This is a genomic window from Arthrobacter sp. P4_H3, assembly GCF_056400885.1.
On record NZ_JBFUKK010000005.1, the window covers coordinates 204,923 to 222,101 of the forward strand.

Sequence of the window (17,179 nt, forward strand, 5' to 3'; positions counted from 1 at the left end):
GAAAAGTCATGTTTCGGCGACAATCCGGATGGCTGCCGGTCTCCGCCGCGGCAGAGCCCGCCCGTAAGGGACGGGGGCGCGCCCCACACCGGCTTCAGGCCGACGGTGCGCCGGGCTGCCGTCCGGCGCGGTACCGTGCGATCGCTCCAGCGAGGGCACCGGCGGTCATCAGCACCACCGCGCCAACGCCGATGTTGAACAGCACAGCGGACCAGGCAGACAAGGCAGCAGACGCTTCGGCAGCCGCCACGATGGTCGCCCAGTATCCGAGCGTGGAGGCGATCCAGAGGGCGCCGGCAGCTGCGGTGAGCCACGACCACGGCGAGAACCAGCGCTCGCCGAGCCTGTAGGACAACGCGACGGCAACCGCCACCGCCCCGGCCACTGCCACGGCCTGAACACCGAACAGATACGGACCGGCGACCAAACCCACCGGAATGCAGAGGCCCCCGATGAGGGCAAGGCGCCTGGCTCCCAACGGCATCCCCGCCGGCCCGGCGGCTGGGGTATCTGCAGGAGGCAGACCGTGGCCTGCATTGTCGGCTGGTTTGGTCGTCGTCATGTGTCCTTAGAGGTTGGGGTTGTCCGGTCTCCGCCTGCAACGGGAGCCTGCAGCGGGAAAAAGCCCTGCCGGCCCGGGAGCACAAGGCGAAGGGCCCGGCCCCCAGCGACGTTACAGCAACCCGGCAGCTCCCGGTGGCCGGCCACGCTACGATCGAACTTCCACCGACCACCGCAGCAGCCAAGGCTTAGGAGGCCCAGTGCTCGTCCTCGTCATCAACTCCGGCTCGTCCTCGCTCAAATACCAGGTGCGCGATGTGGAATCCCACAGCGTCCTCACGGAGGGCCTGATCGAGAAGATCGGCATGGGCAACGGCGGCGGGGGCGACGGCGAGATCGAGGGCCCGCGCGACCACGCGGAGGCCCTGGAGCAGGTGGATGCCGCCATCCATGAGGTGCTGGGCGACCGGAAGCTGGACGCCGTCGGCCACCGCGTGGTGCACGGCGGCGAACGCTTCGGCGAGCCCGTGCTGATCGACAACGAGATCACCCGCGCCATCGAGCGGCTCAACCCGCTGGCCCCGCTGCACAACCCCGCCAACGTGCTGGGCATCCGCGCCATCGCCAGGAAGTGGCCGGACATGCCCCAGGTGGCCGTGTTCGACACCGCTTTCCACCGCACCCTGCCCGAGCACGCCTGGCGCTACGCGGTGCCGGACTCGCTCTACACGAACCACGGCATCCGCCGCTACGGCTTCCACGGCACCTCGCATGAGTACGTGGCCCACCAGTCGGCGGCGCTGCTGGACCTTCCGGTGGAAGAGTTCGACGGCGTGATCGCCCACCTGGGGAACGGCGCCTCGGTCACGGCCATCCGCGGCGGAAAATCGGTGGACACGTCCATGGGCTTCACCCCGCTGGAAGGCCTGGTGATGGGCACCCGCTCCGGCGACCTGGACCCGTCCATCCTGGTGTTCCTCGGCCGGGCCGGCTGGTCCACGGAGGACATCGACTCCCTGCTCAACCGCGAATCCGGGCTCAAGGGGCTCGCGGGAAACAACGACATGCGCACCGTCGTGGAGGCCTCCGAAGCCGGCGACGCACGGGCCGCCACCGCGCTTGCCGTCGCGTCCTACCGGCTGGCCAAGTACATCGGCGGCTACCACGTGGCCGTGGGCGGGGCCAAGGCCCTGGTGTTCACCGCGGGCATCGGCGAGAACTCGCACCAGTTCCGCGCGTTGGTGGGGGAGAAGCTGGGTGCGCTGGGCATAGAGCTCGACGCCGGGCTGAACAGTGAGCGGTCCAAGGAACCTCGCGTGATTTCCACCGCGGAGTCGCTCATCCCCGTCCTGGTGGTGCCCACGGACGAGGAGCGTGCGATCGCGGAGGCGACTGCCGCCGTCGTCGATTCATCGGCTGCCTCGTAATTTCGCTGGCCGCGGCCGCCCGTTTGCCAATAGTGGCCGCTAAGAATCCGGAATAGCGGCCACTAGTGGCAAACCGTGGTGCCAGGCTCCCGGCCTGCTCCGGGCTGACCTTCGCGCGGTCACCCCCAAATGGGTGGACCGCGGGAGACGGTACGCTCGAACCATGCCGGATATCCGACTCCCCATCCGCACCGAACGCCTGGTCCTGCGCCGTTTCGAGGCCGCCGACCTCGATGCCTTCCATGCGTACCACTCGCTGCCCGGTACGGCACGGTTCCTGCCCGGGGCGGCCAAGACCTATACGCAGTGCATGGAACGGGTGGGCCACTACGCAAACTTTGTGTTCGACAAGGAGGGTGACTGGGTGGCGCTGGCGATTGAGGCGGCGGATTCGCCCGGCCTTATCGGCGAAGTGGTGCTCAAATGGCTTCCCGGTCATGGCCAGGGCGAGGTGGGCTGGAGCCTGGCTCCCGGTGCGCGGGGCCATGGCTATGCCACCGAGGCTGCGGAGGCCGTGCTGAGGCTTGGGTTCGAGGGCCTGGACTTCCACCGCATCGACGCCAAGCTGGACGCCCTCAACACCGCGTCGGCCGCCATCTGTGAACGGCTGGGCATGCGCCTCGAGGCCAAACACGTGGACAAATGGCGGTACAAGGGCGAGTGGGCCACGGAAGTTATCTACGCCATGCTCCGCGACGAATGGAACGCCCGGTCGCGCTAATTCGGGTTGATGGGGCCAAAAATCCCATCCATTGCTCCGTAACCACCCTTGTGGGGTTCCAAAAGGGCGGCTACGGAGCAATCGATGGGGGGAAATGAAGCCCTACTTCAGCCCGGCCCCCGGCAGCAGTTCTGTCGCGCCCACGGAGTCGGCCACGAAGGCGTAGTCCCAGGCCCGTTCGCGCCACTGGACGTACCTGCCGGAGGCTCCGCCGTGGCCACCGTCCATCTCGATCTTCATCACGATCGGCTCAGCCCCAGTGGAAACAGCACGCAGGGCCTGCACCCACTTGGCCGGCTCCACGTAGAGCACGCGCGTGTCGTTGAACGAGGTCACTGCGGCGATCTTCGGGTACGCCACCGAATGAACGTTCTCGTACGGCGTGTAGGACTTCATGTACGCGTAGACCTCGGGGTCCGTGATCGGGTTGCCCCATTCCTCCCATTCGAGGGCGGACAACGGCAGCTCCGGATCCAGGATGGTGGTCAGCGCGTCCACGAACGGCACAGCGGCCACAATGGCGGCGTACTTCTCCGGTGCCAGGTTGGCCACGGCGCCCATCAGCAGCCCGCCGGCGGAGCCGCCCATCGCTGCAATGCGGCCGGGCGCGACCCAACCAGAAGAAGCCAGCCAGTCCGTGGCGGCCACGAAGTCCGTGAAGGTGTTCTTCTTGTGGAGCTTCTTGCCGTCCTCGTACCAGTGCCGGCCCAGCTCGCCGCCGCCGCGGATGTGCGCGATCACGAACACGATGCCGCGGTCCAGCAGCGACAGCCGCGGGATGCCGAAGCCCGGGTCCATGCTCAGCTCGTAGGAGCCGTAACCGTACACCAGGCCCGCCGCGGAGGAGTCCCGGGCCACCGAGGCGTGCCGCAGCACCGAGAGGGGAATGCGGGTGCCGTCAGCCGCCGTCGCCCATTCACGGGTCGCCACGTAGTCGGCGGAGGAGTAGCCGCCCAGCACCGGACTCTCCTTGCGGAGCAGCAGTTCGCCGGCCGGCAAGGCAGGCGTGGGCAGCACAAAGTCGTAAACGCGCGACGGCGTGAAGTAGGACGTGTAGCCCATCCGGATCACCGGCGCCTCGAAGTCGGAGCCCGCCACACCGGCCGTGTACAGCTCCTCGTCGAACGCGGGCTCCACCGGATCGCCCTGCGCGGGCGTGCCCAGCCCGGCCAGCGCCAGCACCTGGACGCGCTCAATGGTGTCCTTGCGGACGGACACAATCACGTGAGTGGAGGTGACGCCCGCGCCGTTGACGCGCACCTGGTCAGAATGCCCGACGACGGTGGTCCACTCCTGCTCGGCCAGCGGCTTGGTCAGCTCGGCCGGGTCCACCAGCGACACCATGGAGTTGATGGCGTCCCGGTTGTGCGTCACGAGGATCTTTTCGGCACCCTCGAGCAGGAACGGTTCGGCTTCGTACAGGACGTGTTCGTCGCGGGAGATCACGGTGGCGAGTCCGGCGTCGTAATCATCAAAGCGGAGCAGCCGCGTCTCGCTGTACTCCGAGCAGCCGATGCTCAGCACCAGGTGGCGCCGGTCCGAGGAGAGGTCGAAGCCCAGCCACATGGCGACGTCGTCCTCCTGGTAAATCACCTCATCGTCGGTGACCGGCGTGCCCAGCACGTGGGACTTCACCTGGTAGGGGCGCCAGGCGTCGTCCACCACGGTGTAGAACAGGCGGGTGCCGTCGGGGGAGAAGGAGACCCCGTAGAAGATGTTCTCGATGACGTCCGGCAGCATCTCCCCGGTGCGCAGGTCCTTGAAGCGCAGCGTGAAGCGTTCGTCGCCGGCGTTGTCCACCGCGTAGGCGTAGAGATTGCCGTCCACTGTCACGGCGGTCCCGCCCACCGCGAAGAACGGCTTGCCTTCGGCCTCCACGTTGCAGTCCAGCAGGACTTCTTCACCGGAAAGTTCGACGCCGGCCTCCACCGCCGGGGGCGTCCAGTCGGCCACCGGGTCCCCGGTGTCCTGGGCCTTGACCCGGCACTGGATGCCGTACTCCTTGCCCTCCACGGAGCGGGTGTAGTACCACCAGCCGTCCTTGCGGTTCGGGACAGACAAGTCTGTCTCCTGCGTGCGTCCCTTGATTTCCTGGAAGATCGCTTCGCGGAGCGGTTCCTGGTGGGCGGTGACGGTCTCCTGGTAGGCGTTTTCGGCCTTGAGGTGCTCCACCACCTCCGCGGAGTCCTTGGCGCGCAGCCATTCGTAGTTGTCCACGAACGTGTCGCCGTGGTGGATCCGTTCCGTGGGGACCTTCCGGGCTACGGGGGCGGCGGCCGCTTGGGTGTTGTCGGCTGGGTGCTGCACTGAAGTCTCGGTCATTGACTCAATATATAAAGCTATTCCGCTGCGGGCACCCGCGTTCGCTACCGGGGGATAGAGTGGTCCGCTTTCTCCGTGCGTAGCGCCCTGCACACGGCGTCACTTCTGCAACTTAAAGACAAGTAGCGGTCACTCAAGATCGGAATGGCTGCTGTAAATAGTCTTTAGGAGTCGGTCGACGGACATCCCGGTCCCCCTGGGAAGGCCCCGCCAGACCGATACTTGGCCCGGACAATATCCGGATCACGTTGAGCTGGGCCGGTGGTGACAAGCCTTCTGAGACCGAGGCTTCCCCAGGCGCCGCCGGCCCTTAGCTCACGTGAATTGGCTCAGCCCACGCCCCCGGTGGCGATGCGGCGACCCCTTACCCCACCGCGAAGCAGGGTTCAACAACCCGCGCCGTTCGTAACGCCACTCCGCCCTGATGTGACGCCAAGTGTTGCGTAGGTCACATCAGGTCCATAGGCTGAATGCGGTCGCAGCGTCGCGGCCATGCACGAATAGGGGATTCACTTGAACGACAAGCTCAAGGTATTAGTCCGGCTCGACCTCGATTGTGGAGAAGCAGAAGTAGCAGCCCAGGGGCATGTGACGGCTCAAAGCCTCCAGGCCCTGTATGTAGTCGTAAAGCGGGCCAACCACCTGAAAGAAGGACTCCACCTCGTTGTGGATGTCAGCCACGCACGTGTTGAACCAGCTGCAATGGAGCAGCTGCAGGCATGTTCGGAATCGCACCACCTCCCGGCGTCGATTGACCCGCTCCAGTCGGAATGCAACATCAGCGTCCTGGCTCCCGCGTCACTGGGCTCCGGGACGGCAATAGGAGCCAGGAGCCGGGCCATGAGCCTCGCCGCCTAAGCGGCAGACACCCACACCGGCAACACCCACCCGGCAGACACCCACCCGGCATCACCCACGACGGCGGCGCTCGCCGCGGCGTGGACCCGCCCGGCATGACTCCATCACCTTGCACCACGGACCAGCTGTGTAGGCACCTAATCGCCTGCAGGTGGTTCTGGCGTGGTGTGCCCTGGCTAGTTCGCCGGGGCCAGGGTGTGGACCAGGTCCTGCAGGTCCCGTAGCCGGAAGGGCTTGGTGAGGTACGCGCTCGCGCCCGATTCCAGGGCGGTGAGCCGGTCCACGGGTTCGGCGCGTGCCGAGATCACCAGGATGGGCGCACGCGAGACTCCGCGGAGGGCGGTCAGTACGTCGTTGCCTTCAACGTCGTGCAGGGCCACGTCAACGGTGACCAGCTCAAGGTTCTTGTCCTCGGCCACAGCATTGATGCCGGCAGCTCCGGTCGACTCGGTTTTCACGTTGAAGCCGGCCCGGGACAGCGCAAGGGAAAGGAGGCTCCGGATGTCCGGATCCTCCTCAATCACCACGCAGTGTGCGTGCATCCCCATCAGCTCCCCGGCCCCTGCAGTTGGCCCTTAGTTTACGCCCTGCTCGCGTGTCGAGGCCGATTGTGAACGCTCAATTACCGCCCTCGAATCCGTTGGCCGCCACATAGTCCGCCAGGGTGCCGTTTGCGAGTGCCGCGGAGACGGCGGCCACCGCCGCGGGGTTTTGGATGACGATCGACTGCCCTGTGGTGCTGGTGCCGAAGCCGGCGTCGGGCAGCCGGAAGAAAGTGGCGTCTTCCGGCCCCACTCCGCGCAGGCCGAAGGCCAGCCGCACGAGCGTCTCCGGGGTGAGGCCCGGGTCCACCAGCACAAACGGACGGAGGGTGTTGACCAGCAGCATGGCCGTGGCCGGGTTGCTGAGCGTGCCCTCGCTCATGAACTTGCCGATGAACGCCTTGAGGAACGTTTGCTGGTTGCGGATCCGCTGGAAGTCGCCGTCCGCAAAGGCGTAGCGCTCCCGCACGAACTGCAGGGCCTGGCCGCCGTCGAGGTGGTTAATGCCGGGCGGGAAGTAGTGGCCCGAGTCGGTACCCGAGGTGAAGGGAACGGTGACGTTCACATCCACGCCGCCCAGGGCGTTGGTGGCATCCCACAGCCCCTTGAAGTCCACCATCACGGCGTGGTCGATATGGGTGTTGAACAGCGTCTCCACGGTCCGGACCATCAGCGGGGTGCCGCCCAGCTCCAGCCCGGCGTTGATCTTCGCCTCGCCGTAGCCGGGGATGTTCACCCACAGGTCGCGCATGAGGGAAATGCCGTAGACCTTCTGCCGGTCGGCGGGGATGTGGATCAGCATCAGCACGTCCGCGCGCTGGTCGGCCGGACTTCCGGCGGCGGCCTGGGCTTCCTCGGCCCGGAAATCCCCGCGGCTGTCACTGCCGATCAGCAGGATGTTCAGCGCGACGGGCGGCGGTTCAGGTGCCGGCGGCGGCGTCGGAGCGGGGGCGGGTGCCGGGGCCGTTTCGGTCGGAGCCTCCGTTGACGGCGGCGCCGTGGCGCCTTCCGCCGTCGCAGCCCCGCTGGCGGTGGGGGCGGGCGCTCCGCCGCGTCCCACCTGCGAAAATGCGTAGGCGGTGCTGCCCAGGGCGATCACCAGGACCATCGCCAGAACCGCTTTGAGCCAGGTGGGCTGCCGGCGCAGCCAGGCGGGAACCCATGCGGAATTTCCCCGCGGCGGCTTGTTCTCAGCCGCCCCTTCCGGATCAGACTGGTTGTCCATAACCGGACGGTACCACCGCGGACACCGAAAAGAACGACGCCGAAGGTCCTGTTTATGTGGGCGTGTTGAGCCGGGCGTAGCGGAGGATGGTGAGGATGGCCGGGGCCAGTTCGTCTTCCATCTGGCGGTAGACCTCGGGGCCCCGTTTGTAGGGGTCGATCACTTCGTTGTCGGCGCTGTCCGCCGCCAGGGCGAGGTGCCGGACGGAGGCGAGGCGGGCGGACAGCCCGCGCCAGAGCGTGCCGGCGTCGGACGCCTTTGCCGAGGGCGCCTTTTCGGCGGAGGCGGCGGCGGCCTCGGAGGAGGCGGCGTCGCGTTCCTCGAGTGCCTCCAGCATGCGGGCGAACTCACGGATGGTGAACGTGCGCTTGAGCAGGGAGGCGTCCAGCTGCAGCACTTCGCCGCGGTGCTTGGACGTCATGGTCAGCACGATGTCCGTGTCGCGGAGGATCTTGGCGGTCAGCTGCCGGGCGGCGAACGCCTTGTCCGTGCCGCCGTACATCCGGACGATGTCCGCGGAGAGGGGCTGGATGGGGCTGCCCACCATGGCGCGGGTTCCGGCGCTGCGCACTTCGAAGCCGCCGGGCAGGACCTGGTCCAGTCCGGCCTGCAGCAGGCGTTCGGCCACGGGGGAGCGGCAGATGTTTCCCGTGCAGACTGTCAGGATCCGTATGGGCGTTGGCGATTCCACGGTGAGGGCTCTTTCCGGAGTTGCTGGCAGATCGGTGCGATCCCGGATATTCAACTTAACACGCAGGGCAGCCCCGGCCCGGGGGTGAATCGCCCAGAGACATCAGCAGATATTGACCGAGTCTTGCGGCTCGATTGAGGCAAACCAGAGGCACAGTGTGCACAGTGGAGTCAGCCGGTGAGATCCCGGCCGCAGCAGCTGGGCGGTCCGTCGCGGATCCCCAACCGAATGTACGGGGGACGAAGATGTCAGAACTCGCATATCGCGCCACGGAACCTGCCGAAGCCACTCGGAGCAGGGCGATGTGGGCCGACACAAGGTCCGTCGCGGCCATGCCGCCTCTTAGGATCGTGCCCGCGGCGGCGGCCGCAGCGGCATCGATCACGCCGGCCTCGGCAACGGCAGGTTCGGCAACTCAGGCTTCCGCCGCGCTGGTTTCAGGCATTCGTGCCATTCCTTCGATCACGCATCCCAATGAGGCGGGCCACCTGCGGCCCGCCGTCAAGGTACCCGTCATGCTCAGTCTGCGGGGACTCGGCGACCTCGCCGGTTCGCTGAGCGTTCAACTGACCATGAGCCCGGTAGCGCCGCTTGCATCGGCCTTGCAGGGACCCCGGCGGACGCCGGTCACCGGCGACCTGTTGTTGACATTTTCATCCTTAGGTATGGGCGCCGCCAGCGTTTCGACGACGCACAACCTCAGGAGTGGCACTAGCACGGCGGACCTCATGTTGGCCGCTACCGCGGGCCTCACGGAGGTGGACTTCGCGATCGACGGTTACGGATACTGCGGCGGGAAGACAGATCACCTCGACTTCTCGGTGACCGCAGTGATCACTTTCCAGGAGCACGGGAAGCAGGTGCCGACAATTCTGGCTTCCAGCTCCCTCATCAGTCTCTAGAGCAGCGCCTCAGCCTCTAGAGCAGCGCCGGAAATTTTCAGCATTTGAAGTAGGTGTTTTGCCGGGGTTTTTGGCGTGGGTCGATATGGGGTGGCGGGATGAACCACGGGACCCCGGTTTTGACCTGGATGTGCCACTGTTCCTTGTGGATCAAATGGTGGTGATGGCTGCAGAGCAGGGTTCCGTTGTCTGTGCTGGTGGGTCCGCCGTGTGACCAATAGGAGATGTGGTGGGCTTCGCACCAGGGGGCGGGGATGGTGCAGCCGGGGAAAGCGCAGCCTTGGTCGCGGGCGGTGATGGCTTTGCGGATGTGGGGCGGGAAGATCCTGGTGGTGCGGCCGATGTCCAGGATGCGTCCCTGGCTGCCGAGCAGGACGGGGATGATGTCGGCGTCGCAGGCGATTTTCCGGACTATGGACGCCGGGACGGGGCCGGTGAACGTGAACGAGCCGGTGCCGGTGCCGGTGAGCCTGGCGGTGCTTCCGGGGCTGAGGGTGGTCTCGCTGCCGTGGTCCGTGTCCCAGGGTCCGGCCGGCCCAGCAGTGCCGGCGCCAGTGCCGTTGCTGGTGCCAGTGGCCGCGGAGCGGTAGCGGGGTCCCTGGTTGGTGGTGTGGTCGAGGCGGTCCAGGAGGTCGCGGTAGTCGATGGTAACCATGACCTGGGGCTTCAGCCCGCCCGCCGCCGGCAGGCCTCCGGTGGTGAGGGACGCTTTGCAGGCGCCGACCAGGCCGTCGAGGAGCCGCTGCGGACGGGTCCGCCGGTCCAGATCGGCATCAGCTGCGCCGCCGGTCCCGCTGGAGTCGGTTCCGTCGCCGCGGCTGTTTTCGTTGTTGTCGGCGTCGCTGTCCACAGCGCCGCTGGCGCGGGTGCGGGGGTTGGTGGCGGTGTTCATGACGGTCAGGAGGGGTTCGCATTGGTCCGGGGTTGCGAAGATTTCGATGTGCTGCAGGCCGCGGCGGACCTGCCGGAGGAACACACCCTGGCGGCGGCGGAGTTCTTCCTCAGACGGTTCGGACCCGTCCTGATCGATCCCCTCGATCCAGCGACGGGCGACCCGGGACAGCAGATCGGCATCACTCTCCACAGCCTGCCGGGTCAGTTGGTGTTCCATCCGGGCCAAGGTTTCCTCGGGGGCGTGGTGCCGGACCTTCTCCAGGGCCAGGGCGATGATGGTCGCGGACCGGGACGCCGCAGTCCCTGCGGCGACGGCGGCCGCGAGCACGGGCCGTTCCGCCGGCTCGATGTGCCCGCTGAACCCCGCCCGGGGCAGCACCGCGGACGCGAGGGCGAGGCGGCGGCGGGCTTCGGCGATGCCGATCCGCAATCTGTCTCGGAGGAACTCGGCCGCGTTCCGGCACCCGTCATCGGCCGGATCAGGTCCGGCGGAGCTCGGCGCCGGGGGCACCGCATGATCCGCCGCGGCCGGTTCCGGGCCCCCGCCGGTGAACCAACCGGCCGGACCTGAACCGGCCGGACCGGACCCGGCCGGACCGGACCCGGCCGGACCTGAGCCCGCTGAGACTGAGCCGACGGCGGCTGAGCGCGCTTCCGCCTGTGCCTGACGTCGGCTGCGTTCCACAGCTCCGGCGGCGACCACCTGCAAAAATTCAAGGTTCCGGGCAGCTTCCTCCACCCTGGCGGCGAAATCAGCAGCTGCCCGAAAATCCAGCAACTCGGCGTCCGCAACAGCCCTCGACCCCAAACCTTGCAACAGCTCAACGCACCGGAACAGATCACCGGTGCTCCCGCCGTCGGACGCTGTATCCGGTTGAGCTGTATCCGGTGGACCCGCGGCGACGACACTAACCGGACGTACCGTGCGAAGGGTCCGCATCGGAATCGTCGGAGCAAATGGCGCGGTGGAAAACCGCCCGAGGCGCGGGGCCTGGTTCGGGGCGAGTTCTCCGATGGCTTCCATGGGATAACTCAACCAGAGGGGTGCGACATTTAAGCCCTGCCCCTTTACCTACGACTCTTAGCTGCACGACGCTTAGCTACGCGATGCTTCGCAAGCTCCGCTTCGCATTGACACAGCAAACCTTGATGAAGTCCTGCAAATCGCTTGCGCGAACCTTTGGCGCCGTCGGGGAGAGTGGGCGCAGCCGGTGAAAACGCGGCGCGGTCTTCGGCCGGTCCAAGAGGGACGGCCCCAGCCAAAACAACGTCGGGGGCGCAATTGTCTGAGGTCATGAACGCGGAAGTCACCAGCAATGACGGGCACGGCGGATTCAGCCGCCGCAGGGTAGTCAAAGGTGTGGCGTGATCGGTGCCCAGCGGCTGATCGAAATTTCGGGCAGCGCAGAGCAGTAACCGGCCTGGACTTGAGGGGGAGTCGTGAGCGGTGAGGACAGGGAACCCGGCCGGGAGCCGCCGTTTGAGTGGGATTTCTCAAACGGATGGGATGCGCGGCTCTTTGAGGATCTGCTCAGCGGCGGGGAACTGCTCTGGATCGACGTCCTGGGCACGCAGTTCGCTGTGCGTTGGGGCCGCTCGGTCACGGAGGAGCAGCAGCAAAACATGCGCTCTGCCTGGGCGAGATGTGCCGGCAGCGGGGCGCCCCTGATTCCGCCGCTGCCCAAGGAACCCACGGAGGCCTCGCCGTTCTCCGCTTCCATCTCGTATCTGTCGATGTACGACGGCGGGACGTTCGCCCTGCAGGCCGCCTCCTTTGAGGAGCTGGCCGAGACCGTCACCTCCCGGGTTACTGTTGCCGCCATCCTGGAGAACGCCGGGGAGCTCATGATGCTGCACGCCTGCGCGGTGGCCTCACCCGTGACCGGGGCCGTGGTGGCCCTCGTGGCCAAGCCGGGAACGGGCAAAACCACGGCAGCCTCGGTGCTGGCAAGAACGTACGGCTACATTTCGGACGAAACCGTGGCCATCGGCCCGGACGGCTCTGTGGTTCCCTACCCCAAGCCGCTGTCCGTGAAGCAGGGGCCCGGGGAGCCCATACACCAGGTGGGCCCGGACGAACTGGGACTTCAGCCGGCGCCGGCCAAACCGTTCATTCAGTCCATCGTGCTGCTGGACCGGGTTGACGCGGCCCCAACTGCGGCCCTTGACGTGGCCCCCACGGCGGACCCCACAGCGGGCCGCAGCGCCGACCACGGCGCCGACCAGCAGGACCGCCCGGCCCCCGTGCTGCGCCAGCTGCCGTTGGCGGAGGCGTTGCTGGCGCTGGTCCCTGTTTCGTCCTCGCAGGGTGAAATCGACGAGCCGCTGCAGTCGCTGTGCCGGCTGGTCGACCGCGTCGGGGGAGTCTGGCAGGTGACGTACTCCGAGGCCGCGGACCTGCCGGAGGCCCTGGAACCGCTCTTCCGGAAGCGGCGCCGCTCCAAGCCTGAGTGGGAAGCGCGCCTGGCAGAAGCCGTGTCCGGGGATATCCCGGACGGGTGGATCCGGCGGGCCGATCCGAAGGATGCGGTGGCTGTCGGCGACGATCTGCTGGTGATGCTGGACGCGGAGATAGTGCGGCTGAGCGGGATCGGGCCGGCCATCTGGGAGGCCACCGCCACGGCGGTCCCGCTGGACCGGCTGGCCGAAGAAGTCGGCAACCGGCACGGCCGGTCGGAAGGCTACCAGGCCGCCGTCGCGGCAGCCGTGGGGCAGCTCATCGCCACATCAGTTTTGGAACAGGGCGGCGACTGAGCCGCCCACCGCGTGGGGGACCACTCGAAGCCTCATGTGTTCCGGGGTGTGCGGATGACCTGGCCGGCGAAGGCGAACCCGCCGCCGAACCCGAAGAGCAGGGCGGGGCTGTCCGGGGGTACTTCCCCGCTGCGGACGAGTTTGGCCAGGGCGATCGGGATGCTGGCCGATGACGTGTTCCCGGAGTGGATGACGTCGCGGGCAGTGATTGCCCGGGGGATGCCGAGCTGGTCCGCGAGGGGTTCGATGATGCGCAGGTTCGCCTGGTGCGGAATGAACGCGGCGAGATCCTCGGGGCGGATTCCCGCCAGTTCGCAGGTCCGGCGTGCCAGTTGCGCTGCCTGTGTGATGGCCCAGCGGTAGACGGTGAGGCCCTCCTGCTCCAGATGCAGGGAGGGTTCTTCTATTCTGACTGCCTGTGCGAGGGCCGGTACTGAGCCCCAGTGGACCGGCCCGACCCCGGGTTCGTCGCTGGCGGTCAGGATTGCGGCGCCGGCCCCGTCGCCGACCAGGACGCAGGTGCTCCGGTCGGTCCAGTCGGTGAAGTCGCTGAGTTTTTCCGCTCCGATGACCAGGGCCGTGGTTGCGGACCCGGCCCTGATCGCCTGATCGGCGATGGCCATCGCATGGGTGAAACCCGAACAGGCGGCGTTGACGTCGAAGACGGCCGGGGACCCGGCGCCGATGCTGGCCGAGACCCGGCCGGCGGTGCTGGGGGAGCGGTCCTTGGCCGTGACGGTGGCAACGATGATCAGGTCCAGGTCCGTGGCGTCCATCCCGGCATCCTGGAGGGCGTCCAGTCCGGCCCGGATGGCCATGTCGGCCACGGATTCGGCGTCCGCGATGCGGCGCGATTCGATTCCCACCCTGCTGCGGATCCATTCGTCACTGGTGTCCACCAGCAGGCTCAGTTCACTGTTCGTGAGGACCCTTTCAGGTTGGTAGGACCCGACGCCGACCACACGGGATCCGTGGACAGCCGCGTCCGTCATGCTGCGGGGCGGGGAAGGGTTCATGAGTGGCTCCTGGTCTGGGGGGAAGGGGTGGTCCTGGGCCTGCGGAGCGTGTCGAAGAGTTCACTGAGGCTCAGGTTGGCGGCAGCCGCGACGGAGGCCGGGGATATTTGTGCCGCCATTGCCTCGCACAGGGCCTGGACGAGGTCCTCGTGGGCCTGATCGGTCCGGAACTGGATCAATTCCAGTTCCGCCGAAGCTGACCAGATGTTCTTGAGGTATTTATCCATGACTGTCTTCCTGTACACGGGGCGGGCCGGGAATTGCGGACGGAGACGGGGCGGGAGGGACCGGACTGCGGGCGAGAACGACGCAGTCCAGCGCGGGGATGCGGGAACCGGGAACTGGCCGGGACCGGGTTTCGGCTGATTCAACCTGCAGTCCGGACCGTCTGGCCCAGGCGGCCACCCGGGCGCTGTCGTGCAGCACTGCTGCGGTCCTTGGTCCGAGGGCGCTTTCGCGGGGGTCCGCCGGGTCGTGGCCGATGTACAGGAAGAGCCCGCCGGGGGCCAGACCCGGGGCGGTGCGGGCTATGGTGCCCTCAAGGTCCGTGCCGGGCAGGTGAAGGAAGGCGGCCAGGACCAGGTCCAGGCTCCCCGGTCCCGGGGTGTGGGCGGTGACGTCGGCCACCGACCAGGTGATCAGGTCCGTGACGCCCTCGGCGAAGGCGCGTTCGCGTCCGATCAGCAGGGCTTCGGTGGAAAAATCGATGGCCTGCACGTGCCAGCCGCGGCCGGCCAGCCACACCGCGTGGCGGCCGTCCCCGGCCCCGAGGTCCAGCGCCCGTCCAGGGACCAGCCCGTTGAGTTCCGAGCGCACGGACGAGCTGGCAGGGGCCCAGCCGTAGTCCGTTTCGGCGTACCAGCGGTTCCAGGCCGCGGCGTCGGCGGGGTAGCCGGGCCGTCCCCTTGCGTGCTTCCACGCCGGCAGCGGCATGCCGTCCACGCTCATGCGGCGATCCCGGCGGGGATGCCGACGGTCGGGCCGGTCATTACCACCGCGGCCAGCCAGGCCGGGTTCGTGGGCCCCGCAAAAAGTGCCGGGAGGTCGAACAGCAGAAGGGCCGCGAGTCCGAAACCCAGGAGGTAGAGCGGCAGGCGGTCCGGTTCGGCCCGGGATTCCAGGGGCGCTGTTGGCGGCAAAGGATGCTCCTGATCATTCATCGGTCCGTGGCGCGGCCGGGAGTGGCTGCCGCGCCCCGGCCACGGGCGGGGTCTTGGCCGGCGTTGGGCGCCTTGTCCTGTGCGGGATTTTCTGCGGTACGGGCGGCCCTGGCGCGGGTGACGTGGCTGCGGGCGTGTTCCACGGCGGGCGGCAGATCATCGAACAGGTGTTTGTGGTGGCGCAGGGATTCCAGCACACCTACCTTGGTGACCAAGGCCAGGTGGCGTTCCTGGATGCCTTTGATCAGCACGGTGATACCGCGGCGTTCGAGGGCGTTGACGATGTCAGTGATGACCCGGGCGCCGGTTGCGTCCAGGACCTGGAGCTGGGACATGCGGATGATGACCACATCGACGTTGCGGATCGCGCTGACCCGGTCCAGGACGCGTTCGGCCGCAGCGAAAAACAGGGCACCGTCGAGCCGGAACACGGCGATGTGCTCGTCGCCTTCCTGAATGGGGCCGGGGATCTCTTCGCGGTGCACGCCGCTGGACTTGACCAGGGTGCGCAGGGCGAAGAAGGACGCGACGGCGATGCCGATGGCGACGGCCTGGATCAGGTCGAAGGACACGGTGATCAGGGCGGTGACGAAGAAAACGACCGTGTCGGCCCGGGTGGAGCCAATGACGCTGCGCAGGGTGCTGACGGAGACCATACGGGTCGCGGTGACCATCAGGACACCGGCGAGTGCGGCGAGCGGAATCCGGGAGACCGGGCCGGTGGCCAGGTACACCACACCCAGCAGCACCAGTGCGTGTGTGACGGCGGCCAGCCGGGTCCGGCCGCCTGAGCGGATGTTCACCGCGGTGCGGGCGATGGCGCCGGTGGCGGGCATGCCGCCGAAAAACCCGGAAAAGACGGAGGCCAGGCCCTGGCCCACGAGTTCACGGTCCGCGTCGTAAGGGCCGGTGTCGGAGATCGACGCGGCAACCCGGGCCGAAAGCAGTGACTCGATCGCGGCGAGGGCGGCGATGGTCGCGGCCGGCCCGGCCAGGGCAGCCACGGTGCCCCAATCCAGCGCGGGTATGACCGGGGCCGGCAGGGTACTGGGCAGGGCGCCGATCCGCGCCACCGGCATGTCCAGTACCTGGGCTGCGATGCTGGCGATGATGATGGCGATGAGGGAACCGGGGATCTGCGGGTGGATCCGGGGTGCGGCGATCATGATGACGGCGACCAGTGCCACCAGTGCCAGCGGGGCCAGGAGGGCTGCGGGGGACGCCGTTGCGAGTCCCTGCACGGCAGACACGGCGGCGTTGCTGTTCGGTCCGGCTTTGACGCCGAAGGCGGACGGGACCTGCTGGAGGAAGATGATCATGGCGATCCCGAGGGTGAATCCCTCGATCACCGGCCAGGGAATCAGGGTCACCACCCGGCCGAGCTTGAGGACACCGGCGGCGACGACGATGATCCCGGCGAGGACGGCCACCGCGGCCAGGGCCCCGGGGCCGTGTGCGGCGATGACGGGACCCAGTACGACGACCATCGCCCCCGTCGGGCCCGAAACCTGGATGTTGGAACCACCGAAGACGGCGGCGACGATGCCGGCGATCACAGCGGTAATCAGTCCGCTGGCCGCTCCGGCGCCGGAACTCACCCCGAAAGCCAGAGCGAGGGGGAGGGCGACGATGCCCACCGTGACCCCGGCGATGAGGTCCCCTTTCCAGGTGCGGGGCACATCTGCATAGTCCCCCCGGCCGGGCAGAAGCGCCCGGGCCGCGGTCAGGGCCTTCATTGTGAGCTGCCTGAGGCCCCGGCCAGCGGCGACGCGGCCGCCGAATGTTCGAGCTGCTGGCGGGTGGTGTGCAGAATGTCATTGAGCAGCGAACGTGCCACGGACAGCAGGTCAGCGACCTGCGGGTACGCCAGTGAATAGAACATCTGTAGTGCCCTGCGTTCGCTCTTCACGAGGTGGTAGCGGCGCAGCACCGACAGGTGCTGGGACAGATGCGACGCCTCCAGCCCGGTGGCGGCGAGAAGATCCGTCACGGACACCTCCGGTGCCTCGCACAGCAGCTCCAGTACCCTGATCCGCACGGGATGCGCCAGGCCTTTGAAAAGGTTGGCCTTGACCTCGTACAACGGCGCCCGGAAATCCGAGAATTCTTCCATGTCTGCCTCCGGCCGATCACAATCTGCACTTGCTTGACTATTTTATAGATCCA

General features: G+C 67.5%; 17 protein-coding genes. 5 read left to right on the top strand and 12 right to left on the bottom strand.

Annotated features, from left to right (window positions below; genetic code table 11):
- Window positions 1–94: 94 nt before the first annotated feature.
- Window positions 95–562, bottom strand: a complete 468-nt coding sequence (locus AC1DRE_RS09100; protein WP_476984315.1) for a hypothetical protein — start codon at window positions 560–562, stop codon at window positions 95–97.
- Between the two features lie 199 nt (window positions 563–761).
- Between AC1DRE_RS09100 and AC1DRE_RS09105 the strand changes: the two genes are divergently transcribed.
- Together AC1DRE_RS09105 and AC1DRE_RS09110 are read left to right on the top strand one after the other, a co-directional pair.
- A complete protein-coding gene (locus tag AC1DRE_RS09105) occupies window positions 762–1,928 on the top strand; it encodes an acetate kinase (protein WP_476984316.1) in 1,167 nt (388 codons plus the stop codon).
- A gap of 163 nt (window positions 1,929–2,091) precedes the next feature.
- The gene (locus AC1DRE_RS09110; protein ID WP_476984317.1) at window positions 2,092–2,649 is read left to right on the top strand and encodes a GNAT family N-acetyltransferase; all 558 of its coding nucleotides are present in this window, start codon (window positions 2,092–2,094) and stop codon (window positions 2,647–2,649) included.
- Between the two features lie 102 nt (window positions 2,650–2,751).
- Here AC1DRE_RS09110 and AC1DRE_RS09115 read toward each other — a convergent pair whose 3' ends face one another.
- Window positions 2,752–4,971: a S9 family peptidase gene (locus AC1DRE_RS09115; RefSeq protein ID WP_476984318.1), complete on the bottom strand. Its 2,220-nt coding sequence runs from the start codon at window positions 4,969–4,971 to the stop codon at window positions 2,752–2,754.
- Window positions 4,972–5,484: 513 nt separating this feature from the next.
- Between AC1DRE_RS09115 and AC1DRE_RS09120 the strand changes: the two genes are divergently transcribed.
- Window positions 5,485–5,829 (top strand): hypothetical protein, encoded by a 345-nt coding sequence (locus AC1DRE_RS09120; protein WP_476984319.1) that lies wholly within the window; start codon window positions 5,485–5,487, stop codon window positions 5,827–5,829.
- A gap of 176 nt (window positions 5,830–6,005) precedes the next feature.
- Here the strand turns inward: AC1DRE_RS09120 and AC1DRE_RS09125 are convergent, their stop codons facing one another.
- From AC1DRE_RS09125 to AC1DRE_RS09135, 3 genes are all read right to left on the bottom strand, one after another.
- Complete coding sequence (locus tag AC1DRE_RS09125) at window positions 6,006–6,377, bottom strand: response regulator (protein WP_476984320.1); 372 nt, start codon at window positions 6,375–6,377, stop codon at window positions 6,006–6,008.
- 70 nt (window positions 6,378–6,447) lie between these two features.
- A complete protein-coding gene (locus AC1DRE_RS09130) occupies window positions 6,448–7,596 on the bottom strand; it encodes an LCP family protein (RefSeq protein ID WP_476984321.1) in 1,149 nt (382 codons plus the stop codon).
- 52 nt (window positions 7,597–7,648) lie between these two features.
- Window positions 7,649–8,287, bottom strand: coding sequence for an arsenate reductase/protein-tyrosine-phosphatase family protein (locus AC1DRE_RS09135; RefSeq protein ID WP_476984322.1), 639 nt, complete (start codon window positions 8,285–8,287; stop codon window positions 7,649–7,651).
- A 332-nt stretch (window positions 8,288–8,619) separates the two neighbouring features.
- Here AC1DRE_RS09135 and AC1DRE_RS09140 point away from each other — a divergent pair, with 332 nt between their 5' ends.
- Window positions 8,620–9,189: a hypothetical protein gene (locus AC1DRE_RS09140; RefSeq protein ID WP_476984323.1), complete on the top strand. Its 570-nt coding sequence runs from the start codon at window positions 8,620–8,622 to the stop codon at window positions 9,187–9,189.
- Window positions 9,190–9,226: 37 nt separating this feature from the next.
- Here the strand turns inward: AC1DRE_RS09140 and AC1DRE_RS09145 are convergent, their stop codons facing one another.
- Entirely contained in the window at window positions 9,227–11,107 is a 1,881-nt protein-coding gene (locus tag AC1DRE_RS09145) for an HNH endonuclease signature motif containing protein (RefSeq protein ID WP_476984324.1), read from the bottom strand.
- A 416-nt stretch (window positions 11,108–11,523) separates the two neighbouring features.
- Here AC1DRE_RS09145 and AC1DRE_RS09150 point away from each other — a divergent pair, with 416 nt between their 5' ends.
- Window positions 11,524–12,837: an ATP-binding protein gene (locus AC1DRE_RS09150; protein ID WP_476984325.1), complete on the top strand. Its 1,314-nt coding sequence runs from the start codon at window positions 11,524–11,526 to the stop codon at window positions 12,835–12,837.
- A 32-nt stretch (window positions 12,838–12,869) separates the two neighbouring features.
- Here the strand turns inward: AC1DRE_RS09150 and AC1DRE_RS09155 are convergent, their stop codons facing one another.
- The 6 genes from AC1DRE_RS09155 to AC1DRE_RS09180 are packed head-to-tail and all read right to left on the bottom strand — an operon-like array spanning window position 12,870 to window position 17,126.
- The gene (locus AC1DRE_RS09155; RefSeq protein WP_476984326.1) at window positions 12,870–13,853 is read right to left on the bottom strand and encodes a beta-ketoacyl-ACP synthase III; all 984 of its coding nucleotides are present in this window, start codon (window positions 13,851–13,853) and stop codon (window positions 12,870–12,872) included.
- On the bottom strand, window positions 13,850–14,080 hold the full coding sequence (locus tag AC1DRE_RS09160; protein WP_476984327.1) for a hypothetical protein: 231 nt from the start codon (window positions 14,078–14,080) through the stop codon (window positions 13,850–13,852). The genes AC1DRE_RS09155 and AC1DRE_RS09160 overlap by 4 nt, the downstream gene beginning before the upstream one ends.
- Window positions 14,073–14,801 carry a class I SAM-dependent methyltransferase gene (locus AC1DRE_RS09165; RefSeq protein WP_476984328.1) on the bottom strand — a complete coding sequence of 243 codons (729 nt, stop codon included), beginning with the start codon at window positions 14,799–14,801 and terminating at the stop codon, window positions 14,073–14,075. The genes AC1DRE_RS09160 and AC1DRE_RS09165 overlap by 8 nt, the downstream gene beginning before the upstream one ends.
- Complete coding sequence (locus AC1DRE_RS09170; RefSeq protein WP_476984329.1) at window positions 14,798–14,992, bottom strand: hypothetical protein; 195 nt, start codon at window positions 14,990–14,992, stop codon at window positions 14,798–14,800. Before AC1DRE_RS09170 ends, AC1DRE_RS09165 begins: the two co-directional genes overlap by 4 nt.
- 17 nt (window positions 14,993–15,009) lie before the next feature.
- On the bottom strand, window positions 15,010–16,749 hold the full coding sequence (locus AC1DRE_RS09175) for a SulP family inorganic anion transporter (RefSeq protein WP_476984330.1): 1,740 nt from the start codon (window positions 16,747–16,749) through the stop codon (window positions 15,010–15,012).
- On the bottom strand, window positions 16,746–17,126 hold the full coding sequence (locus AC1DRE_RS09180; protein WP_476984331.1) for an ArsR/SmtB family transcription factor: 381 nt from the start codon (window positions 17,124–17,126) through the stop codon (window positions 16,746–16,748). Before AC1DRE_RS09180 ends, AC1DRE_RS09175 begins: the two co-directional genes overlap by 4 nt.
- Window positions 17,127–17,179: the final 53 nt, after the last annotated feature.